The following is an 18654-nucleotide window of genomic DNA, read 5'->3' as shown; positions in this document are numbered from 1 at the left end:
GTCGGGCCGCAGGAGCGCCACGATGACGATCCCCGTCTCGCCGGACACGCAGGGCGCCTCGACGCGCCCCTACCTGATCCGTGCGCTGCACGACTGGTGCACCGACAACGGCTACACGCCCTACCTGGCGGTGTACGTGGACGGCTCGGTGCAGGTGCCGGCCGAGTACGTCAAGAACAACGAGATCGTGCTGAACGCCAGCTTCGAGGCCACCAGCAGCCTGCAGCTCGGCAACGACTTCATCAGCTTCAAGGCGCGCTTCGGCGGTACTGCCCGCGAGATCGTCGTGCCGATCGATCACGTGATCGCCATCTATGCGCGCGAGAACGGGCAGGGCATGGCGTTTCCCGCGCCGCCGGCCGGCGGCGAGCCGCCGCTCGTCGAGGGCAGCGGCGCGACGGATGGCGGTGCCGCACCTCGCGGGCTCCGGCTGGCCGAGGCTCCGGCTCCCGGCGATGATGCGGCGCACGCCTCGGCAGAGGACGACGAGTCACCGCCCGAGCCACCCGGCGGCGGGCGCCCCTCGCTCAAGCGCGTCAAGTAGTGACCAACGCAGGCGCCGCCGCCTGCGCTGCTGCTGCCGCGTCGTCGCGCACCGACGCTCCTACAATCCTCACCGCGCGCCGGCTTAGCTCAGTTGGTAGAGCACCCGCCTTGTAAGCGGAAGGTCTTCGGTTCGATTCCGAAAGCCGGCACCACGCGATCGCTCTCACGCGGCTGAACGCCCGGACCGAATGCCCTCCCAGCCGATGATGGCCAGCACGACGACGGCGATCACGCCGAACAGGTAGGCCGGCGCCAGCGCGATGGCGCTGTACACGTTGCCCTCGCCGAAGACGTTGGGGCCGAAGCTCAGGCCGCGATTCGGCGACAGGTTGCTGAAGAAGTAGAAGACGACGTTGGCCCAGCCGTCCGCGACGACCAGCCAGCCGAGCCACGAGGCCTTCCTCTCGGGGAAGTTCAGCGCCGGCAGGACCAGCGCCACCGCGATGACCATCAGGCCGTTCAGGGCCGGCCCGGCGTGCGCACGGCGCCAGCCCTCGGCCGACCCCGGCAGCTGGAAATGGAGGATGTAGCCGGGCACGATCTCGAAGCCGCCGACCAGGAACATCCAGAGGCCGACCCCGCCGAGCAGCGTGGCCAGGATCATCAGCACGCCATGCCCGAACCACTGCTTCTGCATTGAACTCAGCATCGCCGTCTCCCGTGTTTGTCGTCGTGGTGTCTCCGCGCGGCATGGTGCCAGGGAGTGAGGGTCGATGTCGACCGGTGCGCTGGCAGGGTAATCCGCGGGCATCGACGGCCAGCGCCGACCCTAAAGTGGACGCTTCACCGATACGGAGGAGATCCATGCAAGTGCTGCTTCACGCCCATCTTCGCAAGCCCGACCGCATGTCGAACCAGGAATTCTTCGGCGCCTGGAAGCAGGAGTCCGCGGCGGTGGCCGCCGGCGTCGCGGCCGGCGTGATCCAGAAGGTCTGGAAGGTGCCGGGGCGCTACGAAGTGATCGCGATCGTCGAGGTCGAGTCGGTCGAGCAGATCGACGCGCTGACGCACAGCCTGCCGCTGTTCAAGCTCGGCTACGACTTCATGTGCGACTTCCAGTGGACCCTGCTCGGCTCCTACGAAGAATGGTCGCAGCGGCTGGAGGTGCTGGCCGGCGAATAGCCGCGGCTCACGACACCTGCTGGTAGTACAGGTTCTGCGGATGGCGCGCCTGGGCGAAGAAGAACCAGCGTTCGGCCACCAGCCCCGGCGCCTGCACCAGCAGCGTCAGCCACCAAACGATCGCCGGGCCGCCGAGCAACCCCCAGGCCAGCAGCACCGACGGCAGCGCGAAGCCGAGCACGATGAAGGCGAGCTTGGTCTGCCGCATCGCCGCGAGGCCCGCGCCGTGGAAGAACTCGCGCGTGTTGAACGAGCCGGCCGACATGCCCATCGACTTCTGCACCAGCTGCGGCGCGCGGATGCCGGTGGCCGACTGCAGCGTCGACTTCGGCTTCAGCGCGGCATTGCGGCGCAGCGCCAGCGTGCGCGTGAACCAGGCGGCCAGCGTCGCGATCAGCGCCCAGGGCGCCACGGCGCCCAGCAGTGCGGCCTCGCCGTAGCCAGCGGCCAGCGCGCAGGCCAGCACCAACCCCGACGACAGGCCGATCAGGGTGTAGTTCACCAGCGTCAGCGGGTGGGCCCATTCCTGGATGAAGCGCACGCAGGCGTAGATCATCGCCGTGCAGTACCAGAGCGCTGCGGCCCCGACGAGCGCCGCCACCGGCAGCAGCGCTGCCCACGGCGTGACGACGCCCCATTGCAGCGCCAGCCACCACAGCGCCACGATGCCGATGAAGGCCGGCAACACGATGACCTCGCGCGACATCCACGAGGTGCGCCACATCAGCGCCGCGCGCCAGGCCCGCTCGGGCCGGCCCAGGTGCAGGAAGGAGGCGCCCAGGCCGAGCAGCAGCAGCACGCCGGCCAGCAGCAGCGCCGCACTCAGGAAGCCGACCGACGGCGCCGGGCCGAGCAGCACCGCCAGGGCGAGCGCCACCACGAGACCCTGCGCGATGCCGGCCAGCGTGGTGAAGAAGACGATCGAGAACGCGGGGTGCATGCGTCTCTCCCCGCTCAGTGCGCCGTGCCGGCGGGTCCGGGCGCGCCGTCGGGCCGCTGCCCGGCCACCTCGGTGATGCGGCGCGGCAGGTACTGGTTGGCGGGTTGCGTTTCCCACTCCGGCATCAGCGCGTAGCCACCGCGTTCGCGGATCGCCTTGGACACATCGGAGTCCGGGTCCTTCACGTCACCGAACAGGCGAGCGCCGGTCGGGCAGGCCATCACGCAGGCGGGCCGGCGATCGGCCTTGGGCAGCAGTTCGTCGTAGATGCGGTCGACGCACAGCGTGCACTTGGTCATCACCTGCCGTTCCTCGTCGAGCTCGCGCGCGCCGTAGGGGCAGGCCCAGGAGCAGTACTTGCAGCCGATGCACTTGTCGTAGTCGACCAGCACGATGCCGTCTTCCTTGCGCTTGTAGCTCGCGCCGGTCGGGCACACCGGCACGCACGGCGGATCCTCGCAGTGCAGGCAGCTCTTCGGGAAATGGATGGTGTCGGTGCCGGGGAAGACGCCGGCCTCGTAGGTCTGCACGCGGTTGAAGAAGGTGCCGGTCGGGCTGGCCGCGTAGGCGTTCTCGTCGGCCAGCGGGCCGGCCGAGCCGGAGGTGTTCCATTGCTTGCAGGCGGTGACGCAGGCGTGGCAGCCGACGCAGACGTTGAGGTCGATCACCAGCGCCAGTTGCTTGGCCAGCGTTTCCGGCGGCTCGGTGCCATCGCCGTGGCCGCGGCGCGCCGACGGCGCCTCGGTCCTTCGGGCCGGGGCCTCGGCGACGAGGTCGGACTTCAGCAGGTCTTTCAGCCACTGGATCATGATGTCTTGCGTCCTGCGAAATAGGTCAGCACCCGCGACGTCGTGCCACGCACGCCCGGTGGCGCCGGCGTCGCCTTCACCTGAGGGAAGGTCTCCTCGGGCTCCTCGGGGTCGGCCGGGCGGATGCGCACCCGCACGTCGTACCAGCCGGCCTGCCCGGTGATGGGATCGGAGTTGCTGATCGTGCGCGCCACGCCGTCCGGGCTGCCGGCCAGCGGCAGTTCCTCGGAGATCAGATGGTTGAGCAGGAAGCCCTTGCGCGACTCGTCGGCGCCGGGCGCGAGTTGCCAGGCGCCGTCGGCCTTGCCGATCGCGTTCCAGGTCCACACGGTGCCGGGCTCCACCGCCTCGCTGTAGCGCAGCATGCAGCGCACCTTGCCCCACTGGCTTTCGACCCAGCACCAGCCGCCGTCGGCGATGCCCGCGGCCTGCGCGGTGAGCGGATTGACCTGCAGGTAGTTGTGGCTGTGGATCTGGCGCAGCCAGGCGTTCTGCGAATCCCAGGAGTGGTACATCGCCATCGGCCGCTGCGTGATCGCGTTGAGCGGGTAGGCGGCCTCGTCGGTGGCCGCGTACTCGAGCGGCGGATACCAGAACGGCAATGGATCGAAATAGGTCGCGATGCGTTCGCGCAGGTGCTCGGGCGGCTGGCGGCCGGGTGTCTTGCCGAGCGCGGCGAGGCGAAAGCTCTGCAGCGTGTCGGAGTAGAGCGCCAGCTGCACCGGATCGTTGCGCTGTCGCCAGCCATGCTCCTTGGCGAAGTCGAGGTAGCCGCGGTTCCAGTTGCGCATGTACTGCATGTCCTTGGGCAGGTGGTACTGGAAGACGCAGTTGTTCTTCTCGTACATCTCCCACTGCTTCGGGTTGGGCGCGCCGCGCAGGTGCTTCTCGCCGTTCTCGCCGCGCCAGCCCATCAGGAAGCCGATGCCGGGCTGCGGCTCGAAGCGGACGACGAAGTCCGGGTAGCCGGTGAACTTGCGACCGCCCTCGGCGGTGGTGAAGGCCGGGAACTTGAGCCGCGAGGCCAGTTCGATCAGCACCTCCTGGAAGGGCTTGCACTGGCCGGTCGGCGGCAGCACCGGCACGCGCACCGAGTCGACCGGACCGTCGAACTCCGAGATCGGCCGGTCGAGCATGCTCATCACGTCATGGCGCTCGAGGTAGGTGGTGTCCGGCAGCACCAGATCGGCGAACGCCACCATCTCGCTCTGGAAGGCGTCGCACACCACCAGGAAGGGGATCTTGAACTCGCCGTCGTCGGCCTTGGCGTTGAGCATCTCGCGCACGGCCATGGTGTTCATGGTCGAGTTCCAGGCCATGTTGGCCATGAAGATCAGCAGCGTGTCGATGCGGTAGGGGTCGCCCTTGGTGGCGTTGCTGATCACGTTGTGCATCAGCCCGTGCGCCGAGAGCGGGTGCTCCCACGAGAACGCGTGGTCGATACGGATCGGCGAGCCGTCGGGGTTGATCGCCAGCTCGTCGGGGCTGGCCGGGAAACCCAGCGGGGCCGCGTTGAGCGGCGTGTTGGGCTGGATCATCTCCGGCGAGTTGAAGGCCCGGTAGTTGGGCACGATGTGGCGCGGGTAGGGCGCCTTGTGGCGAAAGCCCCCGGGCGCATCGATCGTGCCCAGCACGCTCATCAGCACCGCCAGCGCACGCACCGTCTGGAAGCCGTTGGAGTGCGCCGCCAGGCCGCGCATCGCATGGAAGGCGACCGGCCGTGCGCTGGTGGTCGGGTGCTGCTTGCCCCAGGCGTCGGTCCAGGGAATCGGCAGCTCGAAGGCCTGCTGCAGTGCCGTCTCGCCCAGCTCGCGCGCCAGCTTGCGGATGCGCTCGGCCGGGATGCCGGTGATCTGCGACGCCCACTCCGGCGTGCAGGTGGCCACGCGCTCGCGCAGCAGCTCGAACGAAGGTGCGACGCGCGTACCGTCCGCCAGCCGGTATTGACCTTCCAGCGCCGGCTCGCAGCCCTCGGCGATGCCCTCCGGGTAGGCCGCCTTCACGCTGCCGCTGGCGAGGTCCCACACCAGCTTGTTGTGCGGGTTGCGGCCGTCGCCCGGCGGGCCCGCTGCCGGATCGAAGGCGAACAGGCCCTCGCGCTCGCCGTCCTCCAGCACCACCAGCTGCGGCGCGTTGGTGTAGCGCTGCAGGAAGGGCCGATCGACCAGGTCCGACGCGATCAGCTCGTGCAGCAGCGCCATGAACAGCGCACCGTCGGTGCCCGGCTTGATCGGGATCCACTCGTCGGCGATCGCCGAGTAGCCGGTGCGCACCGGGTTGATCGAGATGAAGCGTCCGCCCGCGCGCTTGAACTTGCTCAGCGCGATCTTCATCGGGTTGCTGTGGTGGTCCTCGGCGGTGCCGATCATCACGAACAGCCTGGCGTGGTCGAGGTCGGGGCCGCCGAACTCCCAGAACGAGCCGCCGATCGTGTAGATCATGCCGGCAGCCATGTTCACCGAGCAGAAGCCGCCGTGCGCCGCGTAGTTGGGCGTGCCGAACTGACGCGCGAACAGGCCGGTGAGCGCCTGCATCTGGTCGCGGCCGGTGAACAGCGCGAACTTCTTCGGGTCGGTGGAGCGGATCTTCTGCAGCCGCTCGGTCAGCATCTCGAACGCGAGGTCCCAGCTGATCGGCTCGAACTCACCGGCGCCGCGTTCGCTGCCCTTCTTGCGCAACAGCGGCTGCGTGAGCCGTGCCGGCGAGACCTGCTTCATGATCCCCGAGGAGCCCTTCGCGCAGATCACGCCCTGGTTGATCGGGTGCGCGGGGTTGCCGTCGATGTAGCGCACCTCCGGGCCGTTCTCGCCCTGCCGCAGGTGCACGCGGATGCCGCAGCGGCACGCGCACATGTAGCAGGTGGTGCACTTGACCTCGGTGCGCGCGGCCGGCAGCGGCGGTGCGAGCGGGTCGTGGATCGGATCGCTGGAGAGGAACTTGAACACGGTCCGGTCCCGGGTTGGCTGGAGGCTGCGATCGATGGTAGTGATCGGTCCTCAAAGGAAAAAGCGGAGAATATTGCTCACGATGATCGATAAATCAGATCGAAAGAATCGCCCGGTTCGGGCCGCTGCGGCGGCCGAACTGCCCGCGGCGCACGCGCCCGCCCGGCTGCGCCTGGGGATGCGTCAGCTCGAGGTGTTCGTGGCCACGGCGCGTGAGGGCAGCACGCGCGCCGCGGCCGACCGCGTGGCGCGATCGCAGTCGGCGGCCAGCACCGCGCTGGCCGAGCTGGAGGCGGTGGTCGGCGTGCAGCTCTTCGATCGCGTGGGCCGGCGCCTGCTGCTCAACGAGAACGGTCGTGCGCTGCTGCCGCGGGCGCAGAGCCTGCTCGACGATGCCGCCGAGCTGGAAGGTCTGTTCAGCGGCGAGCACGCGGCGCCGCTGCGCGTGGCCGCGAGCTTCACGATCGGCGAGTACCTGCTGCCCGAGCGGGTGTCGCGCTGGATGCTGACGCACCCGGCCAGTCCGGTGCAGCTGCGCATCGGCAACACGCGCGAGGTGGTGGAGGCGGTGGCGGCGTTCGATGCCGACGTCGGCTTCATCGAGGGGCCACAGACGCACCCGGATCTCATCGTGCACCCGTGGCTGAGCGACGAGCTCGTGATCGTCGCCGCGCCGGATCATCCGCTCGCGGGGCGGGTGGCCACGCAGCGCCAGCTCGCGCAGGCCACCTGGGTGCTGCGCGAGCAGGGTTCCGGCACGCGCCAGGTCGCCGACGCCTGGCTGGTGCAGTACCTGCCGCAGGTGAAGGTGGGCATCGAACTCGGCAGCACCGAGGCCATCAAGCACGTGGTGGCCGCCGGCGGCTGGCTCGGTTGCCTGTCGCGCCACGCGGTCGCGCAGTCGCTGGCCGACGGACAGCTGGTGGCGCTGGGCACGCGGCTGCCGCTGCCGACGCGCCGCCTGTCGATGGTGCTGCGCCGTGACAAGCGCCCGGGCCGCACGACGGCGGACTTCATCCGCCACTGCGGCGGTCAGCCCGCTGCCGGCGGGCGCTGACGGTGGCCCGCGGTGGAGCGCCGCTCAGCCGTGCACCGGGTTCGAGTAGCCGGAGATGAAATCCTTGGCCGCGCCGCCCTCGGGCGGGAACACGTGGCGGCGGATCTTGCCGATGTTGCCGCCGTAGGCGTGGATGCTGATCGACACCCGGTCGTCGTGGGCGTTGCTCACGCGGTGCACATCGCCGATGCGCGGCGACACGCTGGCCACATCGCCCGGCGCCAGGTGTTCCTCGGCGCCGGTCGGCCGTGGCGTGCCGTCGTCGGCCAGCGCGTAGGCCTGGGCGCGTTCGGCGCCGCGCAGCATGCCGATCACGCCCCACACCGTGTGGTCGTGGATCGGCGTCTGCTGGCCGGGGCCCCAGACGAAGCTGACCACCGAATAGCGGTCCTGCGGATCGGCGTACAGCAGGTACTGCTGGTAGTACTGCGGGTGCGGCTGGGCCATCGCGGGGTCGAGCCAGTCGTCATGCGCCACCAGCGCGCGCATCAGCGCCTCGACGCGCGGCAGCAGCAGCGACTCTGCGCCCGCGGTCTCGGTCCAGCAGGTTTGAAGATCGTGGACGAATCGGTCCAGTGCGCCGGTGGGCATGGGGGTCTCCTGCATGAAGTGGATGCCGAGGCGTTCGTTCGAGCGCCGGCCGCAACCATCGGGACATTGTGGCGCCGTGTCGCCTCAGAATCGAGCCTTCCCCTTCCACGACTCCGGAGTCCGCATGCTCTTTGCCCTGCACATGATCGACAAGCCCGCCAGCCTCGAGCTGCGCCAGCGGCTGCGTCCGGCCCACCGGGCCCACCTCGACCAGATCGCGGACCGCCTGGCGATCGCCGGCCCGTTGCTCGACGAGGCCGGCGCGATGGCCGGCAGCCTGATCGTCGCCGAGTTCGCCGACCGCGCCGCGGTCGAGGACTGGCTGGCGAACGAGCCGTTCACGGTCGGCGGCGTCTACGCCCGTGTCGACATCCGTCCCTTCCGCAATGTCTATCCGCAGCGGGCGGGGTTCGCGGAGGTCTGAAGGGGCAGGCGCTATCCTTCGCAGGGTCGTCGGCGGGTGCTTGCCCGCCGCGCGGCGAGCCACGGGAAGCTGCGAGTGAACCACAAGAAGCCGGTGAGACGGGAGACGGTGACGCCGGTCGTGCAGACGCTGACGGCCAGCGCGGTGCTCTCGCGCATCCACACCCTCTACCCCAGCCTCGGTGCGGCCGCGCAGCGTATTGCGGACTACGTCGTCGAACATTCCGCCGACGTGGTTCACATGTCGGTCACCGAGGTCGCCGAGCGGGCCAACGCCAGCGAGGGCAGCGTGGTCGGCTTCTGCAAGCGCGTCGGCGCCACCGGCTTCCAGCAGCTGAAGATCCTGCTGGCCCAGGAGATCGTGCGGCCGGTGCAGCTGATCCACGAGGACCTGCAACCCGAGGACGATGCCGGTGTCGTGATCCGCAAGATCTTCCAGAGCAACGTGCAGACCTTGCGCGACACCCAGGCCAACCTCGACGTGCAGGCGATGGAGAAGGCCGTGCGGCTCATCAAGTCGGCACGGCGCATCGAGATCTACGGCGTCGGCAGTGCGGCCTGCATTGCCGAGGACGCGCAGTACCGTATGTTGCGCATCGGGCTCGACGTCAAGGTGGTGATCGACCCGCACATCCAGGCCGTCAGCGCCGCGCTCACCGGCCCGGATGTCGCTGTGCTGACCGTCTCGCACTCCGGAAGCACACACGAGACGGTCACCGCCACCAAGCTGGCGCGCGAGGCCGGTGCGCGCACCGTCTGCATCACCAACTTCGGCAAGTCGCCGATCCAGGCCTTCGCCGACGTGGTGCTGTTCACCATGGCGCGCGAGACCAACTTCACCACCGAGGCGATGACGAGCCGGCTGGCCCAGCTGGCCATCATCGACGTGCTGATCGCCTGTCTCGCGCTGACCGACTACGACCGCGCGGTGGACATCGTGCGCCGCACCTACCAGGTGCTGTCGCTCAAGCGCTACTGAGCCGCGGCGCCTGCGCCACGGCGTGGTGGTCAGCCCGGAGAGGGCAGCAGGGAAACCGCACTTGACGTTGAATAAAGCTCAGCGTAGATTAAATATAAACTGAGCTTTACTCATTTGCGCGGTATCGATGCCGTCGCCCAAAGAACGAGGAGACAAGTCATGACCGGTCCTTCAGGGATATCCGCGGCGCTGCGTGCCATGGCCGCAGCCAGCATGTTGGCGCTGTCCTGGCCCGTGGCCACCGCGGCCGACGCACCGGCCAGCAAGCCCTTGCCCAAGCTGGTGGTGTTCATGGTGGTCGACGGCTTCCCGCAGGAGCAACTGGTCAAGTACTACGACCTCTACGCGCGGCGCGGCTTCAAGCTGCTGCTCGACGACGGGGCCTGGTTCAGCAACAACCACTACAGCCATGCGACCACCTACACCGGTGTCGGGCATGCCACGCTGCTGTCCTGCGCGCATCCCTACAAGCACGGCGTGGTCGGCAACGACTGGATCGACAGGAAGAGCCGCAAGCGCGTGTACTCGACCGAGGACGCGCGCTACAAGTACCTGGACGAGGAAACCCCGGAGCACGCAGGCACCTCCCCGTTCAACATGAAGGTCACCACCGTCGGTGACGAGCTGATGTACGCGAATGGCAGGTCCAAGACGATCGCGATCGCCGGCAAGGATCGCAGCGCGATCGGCCTGGCCGGGCAGCTCGGAACGGCCTACATGCACAGCACCACGACGGGCCGCTTCATCACGTCCGACTACTACATGAAGGACTACCCGGACTGGTGGAAGAAGTTCTATGCCGGCAAGCCGCAGGACCGCTACTTCGGCAAGCAGTGGACGATGCTGCTGCCCGAGGAAGCCTACGCGCGCTCGGCCCCCGACGACCGCCCCTGGACCACCAACTACAAGGGCCTGGGCACGCGCTTCCCGCACGCCATCAGCGGTGGCGCCGATCAGCCGAACAAGAGCTACTACGACGCGATGCTGTGGACGCCCTACGGCGACGACCTGACGCTCGACTTCGTCAAGGCTGCCGTCGAGGGCGAGAACCTGGGGCAGAACCCGGCCGGCGTGCCCGACATCCTGGCCGTCAGCTGGACCAGCCACGACTACGTGAACCACCTGTTCGGCCCCGAGAGTCGTCAGTCGCAGGACCAGACGGTGCGCCTCGACCGCGTGCTCGCTGACCTGTTCGACTTTCTCGACCGTCGCGTCGGGCTGCGCAACGTCGTCGTGTCGCTGTCGGCCGACCATGGCTTCATGAACATCCCCGAGTTCAGCAGCAGCCGCCGGCTCGACGCCGGCCGCATCGACCCCGAGAAGATGGTGGCCGACGTCAACGCCGCGTTGTCGGCGAAGTTCGGCGACGGCAAGTACATCATCACCTGGTGGAACCCGAACCTCTACGTGGACTACGACCTCGTCGCCGCGCGCAAGCTCGACAAGGTGGCGGTCGAAAACGCTGCGCAGGAGTTCCTGCGCAGCTACCCCGGCGTGGAGGCGGTGTACACGCGCACCCAGCTCGAGACCGGGCAACTGCCCAACACCAAGCTCTCCAAGCAGGTGTTCCTGGCCTGGCACCAGCAGATCAGCGGCGACATCGTCGTGATGAACAAGCCCAACTGGTATCTGTTCGCCAAGCCCAAGGGCTATGCGTCGACCCACGGTTCGCCGTGGGCCTACGACACCAACGTGCCGCTGGCGATGTACGGCGGCAGCTGGGTGAAGCCGGGCAAGTTCGGCGACTCCGAAACCGTGGACCTGGGGCGCACGCTGGCGCACATCCTGAACGTGCGGCCGCCCAACGGCTGCGAAGGGCGCGTGCTGACGGAAGCCCTGCGTTGACCGTCGCTGTGCCGGTCGGTCCGACGGGCCGAGTGGCGGCCGTCGAGGCCTTCGGTCTGCGCAGGAGTTTCGTGCAGGGCGGCGAGCCCGTCGACGTACTCGACATCGTCGCGCTGTGCATCCCGGCCGGTGCGATCTATGGGCTGGCCGGGCCGAGCGGCTGCGGCAAGACGACCCTGCTGCACCTGTGCGCCGGCCTGCTGCAACCCAGCGCCGGCGAGCTGCGCGTGCTCGGCAGCGCGGTCTCGCTGCTGCCGCAGCACGAGCGCGACCGCTTCCGCGCGCGGCACGTCGGCTACGTGTTCCAGAGCTTCAACCTGATCCCGGCATTGAGTGCGATCGAGAACGTGCTGCTGCCGATGGCCTTCGCGGACCGGATGCCCCGCGCGCAGCGCCGCAGCCGAGGGGAGATGCTGCTGCGCCGCGTCGGGCTCGGTCACCGCCTGCACCACCGTCCCGCCGCGCTGTCGCACGGCGAGCAGCAGCGGGTCGGCATTGCCCGCGCGCTGGCCAACCAGCCGGCCCTGCTGCTGGCTGACGAGCCGACCGCCAACCTTGACGCCGGCCGGCGCGATGCGGTGCTCGAACTGCTGATCGAGGTGGCCACCGAAACCGGCGCGGCGCTGCTGCTGGCCTCGCACGATGCGCGGGTGCTGGCCCGGCTCGACCACGTGCTGCAGATGTCGGTCTTCAACGGCGTGGTGCCGGCGCCACCATGAACACCTGGGCGCTCGCCTGGCGCTACGTCGCGTCGCGGCCGGCCTCCAACCTGCTGACCGCGCTGGGCGTGGGCATCGGCGTGCTGCTGCTGACGGCCACGCTGGCGCTGACCGCCGCCACCCGGGAGAGCCTGCAGCGCGGCGCCGGCGGCTACCAGCTGCTGATCGCCGCCAAGGGCAGTGCGGTGCAGGCGGTGCTGTCGACGCTGTTCTTCATGGACGCGCCGACCGGCAACATCCCGGTCGCGCTGTACCGGCAACTGCAGGCCGACGCCGGCGTGACGCGGCTGGTGCCGTTCATCTTCGGCGACAGCTACCGCGGGCATCTGATCGTCGGCACCACGGTCGACTATTTCGCGCTTCTCGACGAGTCGGGACGCGGGCCCTCCGCCGCGGACCCGGGCCGCCTTGCCCGACCCTTCGACGCCGTGGTGGGTGCAACGGCGGCCCGGCAGGCCGGCCTCGCCGTCGGCAGCCGCTTCGTCGCCAGCCATGGCCTCGTCGAGCTACCGGCCGAACTGGCGACAGATCATGCGGACCGGCAGTACCACGTGACCTCGGTGTTGCCTGCAACGGGCTCCCCCGCCGATCGGGCGATCTTCACGGCGCTCGAGACCGGTTGGCTGATGCACGAACAGGAGGGCGATCACGCGCCGGCCGCGGAGGCCTCGCCGCGCGGTGAGATCACCGCGCTGCTGGTGCAGGGGCGCAGCTATGGCGACATGGCGCGCATCGCCGCCTCGCTGGCGCGCGATACCCGCGTGCAGGCGGTCGTTCCCGGGCGCGAGGTCACGCGGTTGCTGCAGTATCTGCGCGCCGGCGAGGAGGTGGTGCTCGGCCTGGCCTGGCTGGCGACGGCGGTCGCGTTCTTCGCCGTCATGCTGTCGATGGCCGCGGCCGGCATCGACCGTCGTCGCCAGATCGCCACCCTGCGTGCGCTGGGCGCGTCGCGCGCGATGCTGGCACGGCTGCTGATCGCCGAGTCGCTGCTGATCGCGGGTGCCGGCGCCGCGCTGGGTTTCGTGCTGGGCCGCGCCGCGGCCGCCGCGATCGCCTGGCATGTCGAAGGCAGCCGGGGCTTCCCGCTCGAGCTGACCGGCATCACACCGGGCGAACTCGCGGCGCCGGGGGCGGCGCTGCTGCTGGGCCTGGTGGCCGGTGCAATCCCGGCCTGGTTCACCTGCCGGGAGGACATCGTGCCCCATCTGTCGAACGCGCCATGACGACCCGACGCCAGGTCCTTCGCGCCGGCATGCTGGCGCTCGGCGCGCCCTGCGCGGGCATCGCGCTGGCAGTCGACGATGCGGCGCCGCTGCGCTTCGCCGACCTGTACGTCGGCGCGACCTTCCAGGAGGGGGTCGGCGCCGGACCGGAGCTGAAGCTCTCGGCGAAGGCGCTCGCGCTGTCCGGCCGGCGTGTCACGATCGTCGGCTTCATGGACGGCATCCTGCCGCGCGACGGCATGTACTTCATGCTGATCAAGGAGCCGTCCTTCCTGTGCCCGTTCCACACGGTGAGCTTCGACTGGGCTGGCTTCGTGCCGATCTTCGTCGCGAGGCCGGTGGAATACGTCGACGGGCCGGTGCGCGTGACGGGGCGTTTCGAGGCCGGCAGGAAGACCGACGAGATGGGGCTGGTCAGCCATGTGCGGATCTACGACGCGCAACTGACACGCGCCCGATAGCGCCGCTCGCGGGCGATGCTGCGCTGCACCGTGTGGTCGAACATGGTGCTTACCCGCAAGGCGAAGCATGGTTTCGTCGCCGGATCGCAGGTACGCTTTCCTGACCTCGATGGGCATCGAACCGAAGCGCCCGCGCGCCTCGCGCCGCATCCGGCGCCTCGTGCAGCTGCGGAGTTCCTGGACGGATATGAAACAGCTCCTGTGCGCCGTCATGGCGGCGTTCGCGACGTTCACCGGCAGCGCCATGGATGCGCGCTATGTCGACGCCGACGGCGACCTGGTGGCCGACGCGCCCGCGAACCCCTCGGCACGCGTGGACCCGCCGACGCTGGTGTTCGCCTACTCACCGGTCGAGGACCCGGCCGTCTACGCCAAGGTCTGGGACGGCTTCATCCAGCACCTCGGGCGCGTGACCGGCAAGCGCGTGCAGTTCTTCCAGGTGCAGGGCAATGCCGCACAGATCGAGGCCATGCGCGCCGGGCGCCTGCACGTGGCCGGCTTCAACCCGGGCTCGATCCCGCTGGCGGTCAACTGCGCGGGCTTCGTGCCGTTCGCGGTGATGGCCACCCGCGAGGACCGCTTCGGCTACGCCATGGAACTCATCACCCATCCCGGCAGCGGCATCCGCAAGCTGGCCGACATTCGCGGCAAGAAGATCGCCTTCACTTCGGAGACTTCCAATTCCGGCTTCAAGGCTGCATCGCTGCTGCTGCGCGACAAGTTCGACATGACGGCCGGGCGTGACTACCAGCCGGTGTTCTCGGGCAAGCACGACAACTCCATCCTCGGCGTTGCCAACGGCCACTACCCCGCCGCAGCGATCGCCGATTTCGTGCGCCTCGGCATGGAGCGCCGCGGCCTCGTGAAGCCGGGGCAGACGGTGGTGCTCTACACCTCGGAATCGTTCCCGACCATCGCCTACGGCCATGCGCACAACCTGACGCCCGAGCTGGCGGCGAAGGTGCGCCAGGCCTTCTTCTCGTTCGACTGGCGCGGGTCCGCGCTGGCCGGCGAGTTCGGGCGCAGCGATCCGCCGCTGGAGAAATTTCTGACCGTCAGCTACCGGGATACCTGGCGGATCGTGCGCGAGATCGACCAGGCCATGGGGGTGAGCCATGCCTGCCGCTAGCGCCGCGGCGCGCGCGCCGGCGCTGCTGGAGCTGTGCGGGCTGCACAAGCGGTATGCGAACGCCGAGGCGGCACTGGTCGACGTGAGCCTGCGGCTCGGCGCCGGCGAGGTGATCGGCCTGATCGGCCCGTCCGGCGCGGGCAAGTCGACGCTGATCCGCTGCGTGAACCGCCTGGTCGAGCCCACCGCGGGCCGGGTGCTGTTCTGCGGGCAGGAGCTGCAAGGCCTGTCGCGTACTGCGCTTCGGCACGTGCGCTGCCAGATCGGCATGGTGTTCCAGAACCACGCGCTGATCGACCGTCTCACGGTGATGGAGAACGTGCTGTCGGGGCGGCTCGGCAGCACGGGCTTCTGGCGCAGCTGGTTCCGGCGCTTCAAGCCGGCGGACATCGGCGAGGCCTACCGGCTGCTGGCGCGGCTGGGCCTGGCGGGCCTGGAGAACCAGCGGGCCGATGCGCTGTCGGGCGGCCAGCGCCAGCGCGTCGGGCTGGCCCGCGCGCTGCTCCAGCAGCCGCGGCTGCTGCTGGTGGACGAGCCCACCGCGAGCCTCGATCCGAGAAGCTCGCGCGAGACCCTGCGCCTGCTGCTCGAGCTGTGCCGCGAGCACGGCATCGCCGCGATCGTCAGCAGCCATGACGTGCGGCTGGCGACGGAACTGCTGCCGCGCATCGTCGGCCTGCGTGCCGGGTCGGTGGTGTACGACGGCACGGCCGCGGCGGTGACGGCGGCGGAACTCGACCGCATCTACGGCCGCGACGACGAACCACCGGCGCCACAGCAGCCCACCCTGGCCGACCCGCGACGCGTGGCGTCGGCCCTCGACGTCGCGTTGGAATGACGGCCCTTGCGTGGCGCAGGCCGCCGCTGATCCGTCGGCGTAGCCACCGGTGGGCGCTGGCGGCTTGCGTCGTGCTCTACCTGGGGCTGGCACTCGCCACGCTGGAGGTCGACACCGCGCGCCTGGCCGAAGGACTGGCGCGCGGCGCCCGCTTCGTCGCCGCATTCGGGCAGCCCGACTTCCTTTCGCGCCAGGACGACTTGCTGGCCGGTTTCCGCGAAAGCCTCACGATGACGATCACCGCCACGGCGGTCGGCATCGTGCTCTCGTTGCCGCTCGCGGTCGGTGCCTCGCGCAATCTCAGCCCGCGCTGGATCTACCTGCCGTGCCGTGGCGTGATTGCGGTGTCGCGCAGCTTCAACGAGGTGATCGTCGCGATCCTTCTGGTGGTGCTGTTCGGCTTCGGGCCTTTCACCGGTTTCCTCACGCTCACCTTCGCCACGGTCTCCTTCATGGCGAAGCTGGTGGCCGAGCGGGTGGAGGACATCGAGGACGGCTCGCTCGAGGCCCTGCGTGCCACCGGCGCCGGCTTCCTGCAGCAACTCGACTTCGCGGTGCTCTCGCAGATCCGGCCTCGCCTGGTCGGGTTGTCGCTTTACCGGCTCGACATCAACTTCCGCGAGTCGGCGGTGATCGGCGTGGTCGGTGCCGGCGGCATCGGCACCACGCTGCACACCGCGATGGACCGCTACGAGTACCGGACCGCGGCGGCCGTGATCGTCGTGATCGTCGTCGTGGTTGCCGCCACGGAACTGCTGTCGGGCTGGCTGCGGAGGCGTGCTCTGTGACGACGGCCCGCCCGGCGATGACCGAACCCGCCCGCTGGCGGCGACGCAGCACGCGCGCCGAATGGCTGGGCTTTGCCGTGTGGGTCGTCGGGCTGTGCGGGGTCTGCGCGGCGTTTCAGGCGATGACGCAGGAGACCATCTGGAGCTTCGTGCTGGATGCACCGGCGCAGGCCGCGGACATCGGCGCACGCATGCTGCCGCCTGACTGGGGCTACATGGCGCAGCTCTGGCAGCCGCTGTGGGAGACCTTCAACATCGCCACGCTCGGCACGCTGCTCGGCGGCGTGCTGGCGCTGCCCATCGCCTTCCTCGCGGCCCGCAACACGACGCCGAGCCGCCGCCTGCTGCGGCCCGCGGCGCTGGGGATCATCGTGGCCTCCCGATCCATCAACTCGCTGATCTGGGGCCTGCTGCTGGTGGCGGTGCTCGGAACGGGCGTGGTGGCCGGCATCGTCGCCATCGCGCTGCGCTCGATCGGTTTCATCGGCAAGCTGCTGCACGAGGCGATCGAGGAGATCGATCCCGTCCCGCTGGAGGCGATCGCCGCGACCGGGGCCGGCAGCGCCCAGGTCATGGCCTGGGCGGTCGTCCCGCAGGTGGCACCGGCAGCGGCAGCCATCGGCATCTTCCGCTGGGACATCAACATCCGCGAGTCGACCGTGCTCGGACTGGTCGGCGCCGGGGGGATCGGCATGAAACTCGACGCGGCGCTCGGCGTGCTCGCCTGGCCGAAGGTCGCGATGCTGCTGCTGTGCGTGCTGGCCACCGTGGTCTTCAGCGAGTGGCTGAGCGCGCGAGTGCGCCGCGGGCTCCGCTAGCCTCGGTAGACCCTGGGCGCCGGCGCGTCGCCGCAGGCAGAATCCGGACTCGTAGCAACCGACATGCGGAGAAGCTCATGAGCGCTGTCACATTCCCGGAGTTCGAGGCGGCCGCGCTGGCGCAAGGCTACGACGAGGTGCTCGAGCGCGCCTGGCAACCGCTCGTCGAGCTCGACACCCACACGCACCCGTTCGCGGTCGAGGCCCTGGTGACCCAGGGCGAGATGTGGTTGACGGTGGGCGAGCAGACCCGCCACCTGCGCCCCGGTGACCGCTTCGACCTGGATCACGACGTGCCGCACGCCGAACGCTACGGCAGCGAAGGCGCGACCTACTGGGTCGCCCGTCGCAACGCCGCTGCCGCCGCGGCCTGAGCCGCGCAGAAATATCCCGGTCCGCCGGCGGCCCCGGCGCGCACACTAGTGCGATGCACGACCACCGAACAGCGCCTTCGCCCCGCCGCCTTGCGGCCGGGCCTCCTTGCCCGTGATCCGCATCGACCTCAAGGTGGATTTGGGCTACGACGTCGGCGAGCACGGTGCCGACTTCATCTTCAACATCCACGCGGCGCACACCCGCAGCCAGGTGATCTCGGGCGAAAGCCTGCAGCTGAGCCAGCCGATCACGCCGCAGATGCACACCGACCCGGTGTCCGGCAACCGCTACATGCGGCTGCGGGCGCTGCCCGGCGAACTGCGGCTGGCCTATGCGGCGACGGTGGACCTGACGCACCACGCCGCCGATCCCGCGACGCTGGGCGAGGTGCCGGTGCGTCAGTTGCCGCCCGACGTGCTCGGCTACATCTACCCCAGCCGCTACTGCCAGTCGGACCGTTTCGTGAAGCTGGCGATCCGCGAGTTCGGCGCGCTCTGGCAAGGCCATGGCCGCGTGCAGGCGATCCAGGACTGGGTGAAGAGCCGCGTGGTCTTCACGTCGAACACCTCCAACTCCAATACCTCGGCGGTCGACACGCTGCTCGAGCAGGTCGGCATCTGCCGCGATTTCTCGCACCTGATGATCGCGCTGTGCCGCGCGGTCAACATCCCGGCGCGCTTCACGACCGGCACCGACTACGGCGCCGACCCGGTGCTCGGCCCGCCCGACTTCCATGCCTATGTCGAGGTCTTCCTCGGCGACCGCTGGTACATCTTCGACCCGTCGGGCACGGCGATACCGATGGGCTTCGTGCGCTTCGGGACCGGGCGCGACGCCGCCGACGTGGCCTTCGCCACGATCTTCGGCGCGGTCACCTCCGAAGCACCGTTCATCCGCACCACCGCGCACGAGGATGCGGCGCGCGGCATCGAGTTGCCGCACCACACGGGCCACGCACTGTCCACCGACCGCGCGGCGGCCTGGGTGCCGGTCGGCTGACCCGCGCGCGCAACGCGGGCCAGGGTTCAGCCGCGTGCGACGACCGC

At 69.6% G+C, this 18654-nt stretch carries 20 protein-coding genes and 1 tRNA gene; 16 read left to right on the top strand and 5 right to left on the bottom strand.

Features of this window, described 5'->3' with window-relative positions; translation table 11 throughout:
* Positions 1-22 precede the first annotated feature (22 nt).
* Together ASC67_RS18605 and ASC67_RS18600 are read left to right on the top strand one after the other, a co-directional pair.
* Positions 23-544, top strand: coding sequence for a ClpXP protease specificity-enhancing factor (locus ASC67_RS18605; RefSeq protein ID WP_056325454.1), 522 nt, complete (start codon positions 23-25; stop codon positions 542-544).
* Positions 545-622: 78 nt separating this feature from the next.
* Positions 623-698 (top strand) — tRNA-Thr (locus ASC67_RS18600).
* Between the two features lie 11 nt (positions 699-709).
* Here ASC67_RS18600 and styC read toward each other — a convergent pair.
* The gene (styC, locus tag ASC67_RS18595; protein WP_056325450.1) at positions 710-1195 is read right to left on the bottom strand and encodes a styrene-oxide isomerase StyC; all 486 of its coding nucleotides are present in this window, start codon (positions 1193-1195) and stop codon (positions 710-712) included.
* 155 nt (positions 1196-1350) lie between these two features.
* Here styC and ASC67_RS18590 point away from each other — a divergent pair, with 155 nt between their 5' ends.
* Complete coding sequence (locus ASC67_RS18590) at positions 1351-1668, top strand: muconolactone Delta-isomerase (RefSeq protein WP_056325447.1); 318 nt, start codon at positions 1351-1353, stop codon at positions 1666-1668.
* A 7-nt stretch (positions 1669-1675) separates the two neighbouring features.
* On the opposite strand, the gene ASC67_RS18585 is transcribed toward ASC67_RS18590, so the two are convergent.
* Genes ASC67_RS18585 through ASC67_RS18575 form a run of 3 tightly spaced genes read right to left on the bottom strand, consistent with a single transcriptional unit; the run spans position 1676 to position 6362 of the window.
* Complete coding sequence (locus tag ASC67_RS18585; protein ID WP_056325444.1) at positions 1676-2608, bottom strand: DmsC/YnfH family molybdoenzyme membrane anchor subunit; 933 nt, start codon at positions 2606-2608, stop codon at positions 1676-1678.
* A gap of 14 nt (positions 2609-2622) precedes the next feature.
* Positions 2623-3417 carry a 4Fe-4S dicluster domain-containing protein gene (locus tag ASC67_RS18580; RefSeq protein WP_056325440.1) on the bottom strand — a complete coding sequence of 265 codons (795 nt, stop codon included), beginning with the start codon at positions 3415-3417 and terminating at the stop codon, positions 2623-2625.
* Positions 3414-6362, bottom strand: coding sequence for a molybdopterin oxidoreductase family protein (locus tag ASC67_RS18575; protein WP_056325436.1), 2949 nt, complete (start codon positions 6360-6362; stop codon positions 3414-3416). Before ASC67_RS18575 ends, ASC67_RS18580 begins: the two co-directional genes overlap by 4 nt.
* A gap of 82 nt (positions 6363-6444) precedes the next feature.
* Here ASC67_RS18575 and ASC67_RS18570 point away from each other — a divergent pair, with 82 nt between their 5' ends.
* Complete coding sequence (locus ASC67_RS18570) at positions 6445-7419, top strand: LysR family transcriptional regulator (RefSeq protein WP_235566387.1); 975 nt, start codon at positions 6445-6447, stop codon at positions 7417-7419.
* A gap of 24 nt (positions 7420-7443) precedes the next feature.
* Here the strand turns inward: ASC67_RS18570 and ASC67_RS18565 are convergent, their stop codons facing one another.
* Positions 7444-8010 (bottom strand): cysteine dioxygenase, encoded by a 567-nt coding sequence (locus tag ASC67_RS18565; RefSeq protein WP_156466827.1) that lies wholly within the window; start codon positions 8008-8010, stop codon positions 7444-7446.
* A 124-nt stretch (positions 8011-8134) separates the two neighbouring features.
* Here ASC67_RS18565 and ASC67_RS18560 point away from each other — a divergent pair, with 124 nt between their 5' ends.
* The 12 genes from ASC67_RS18560 (at position 8135) to ASC67_RS18505 (ending at position 18607) form a co-directional block, all read left to right on the top strand.
* Positions 8135-8434 carry a YciI family protein gene (locus tag ASC67_RS18560; protein WP_056325429.1) on the top strand — a complete coding sequence of 100 codons (300 nt, stop codon included), beginning with the start codon at positions 8135-8137 and terminating at the stop codon, positions 8432-8434.
* Positions 8435-8509: 75 nt separating this feature from the next.
* Positions 8510-9412 carry a MurR/RpiR family transcriptional regulator gene (locus ASC67_RS18555; protein ID WP_235566386.1) on the top strand — a complete coding sequence of 301 codons (903 nt, stop codon included), beginning with the start codon at positions 8510-8512 and terminating at the stop codon, positions 9410-9412.
* 159 nt (positions 9413-9571) lie between these two features.
* The gene (locus ASC67_RS18550) at positions 9572-11257 is read left to right on the top strand and encodes an alkaline phosphatase family protein (protein ID WP_235566385.1); all 1686 of its coding nucleotides are present in this window, start codon (positions 9572-9574) and stop codon (positions 11255-11257) included.
* A complete protein-coding gene (locus tag ASC67_RS18545; protein ID WP_200946979.1) occupies positions 11254-11976 on the top strand; it encodes an ABC transporter ATP-binding protein in 723 nt (240 codons plus the stop codon). Before ASC67_RS18550 ends, ASC67_RS18545 begins: the two co-directional genes overlap by 4 nt.
* Positions 11973-13199 (top strand): ABC transporter permease, encoded by a 1227-nt coding sequence (locus tag ASC67_RS18540; RefSeq protein ID WP_056325423.1) that lies wholly within the window; start codon positions 11973-11975, stop codon positions 13197-13199. Before ASC67_RS18545 ends, ASC67_RS18540 begins: the two co-directional genes overlap by 4 nt.
* Positions 13196-13660, top strand: coding sequence for a hypothetical protein (locus ASC67_RS18535; protein ID WP_056325422.1), 465 nt, complete (start codon positions 13196-13198; stop codon positions 13658-13660). Before ASC67_RS18540 ends, ASC67_RS18535 begins: the two co-directional genes overlap by 4 nt.
* Before the next feature lie 187 nt (positions 13661-13847).
* Complete coding sequence (gene phnD, locus ASC67_RS18530) at positions 13848-14789, top strand: phosphate/phosphite/phosphonate ABC transporter substrate-binding protein (RefSeq protein WP_056325993.1); 942 nt, start codon at positions 13848-13850, stop codon at positions 14787-14789.
* The gene (gene phnC / locus ASC67_RS18525; protein WP_235566384.1) at positions 14776-15627 is read left to right on the top strand and encodes a phosphonate ABC transporter ATP-binding protein; all 852 of its coding nucleotides are present in this window, start codon (positions 14776-14778) and stop codon (positions 15625-15627) included. Before phnD ends, phnC begins: the two co-directional genes overlap by 14 nt.
* Complete coding sequence (phnE, locus tag ASC67_RS18520) at positions 15624-16415, top strand: phosphonate ABC transporter, permease protein PhnE (RefSeq protein WP_056325419.1); 792 nt, start codon at positions 15624-15626, stop codon at positions 16413-16415. Before phnC ends, phnE (ASC67_RS18520) begins: the two co-directional genes overlap by 4 nt.
* Before the next feature lie 17 nt (positions 16416-16432).
* Positions 16433-17233, top strand: a complete 801-nt coding sequence (gene phnE / locus ASC67_RS18515) for a phosphonate ABC transporter, permease protein PhnE (RefSeq protein ID WP_056325987.1) — start codon at positions 16433-16435, stop codon at positions 17231-17233.
* A 77-nt stretch (positions 17234-17310) separates the two neighbouring features.
* Positions 17311-17607, top strand: a complete 297-nt coding sequence (locus ASC67_RS18510) for a cupin domain-containing protein (RefSeq protein WP_056325415.1) — start codon at positions 17311-17313, stop codon at positions 17605-17607.
* A 112-nt stretch (positions 17608-17719) separates the two neighbouring features.
* Complete coding sequence (locus ASC67_RS18505) at positions 17720-18607, top strand: transglutaminase family protein (protein ID WP_056325983.1); 888 nt, start codon at positions 17720-17722, stop codon at positions 18605-18607.
* Positions 18608-18654 lie beyond the last annotated feature (47 nt).

The organism is Methylibium sp. Root1272, from assembly GCF_001425905.1.
Lineage (GTDB): Bacteria > Pseudomonadota > Gammaproteobacteria > Burkholderiales > Burkholderiaceae_C > Methylibium.
The sequence above is the reverse complement of the archived record's forward strand: the minus strand, read 5'-3'. Positions and strand labels throughout refer to the sequence as shown.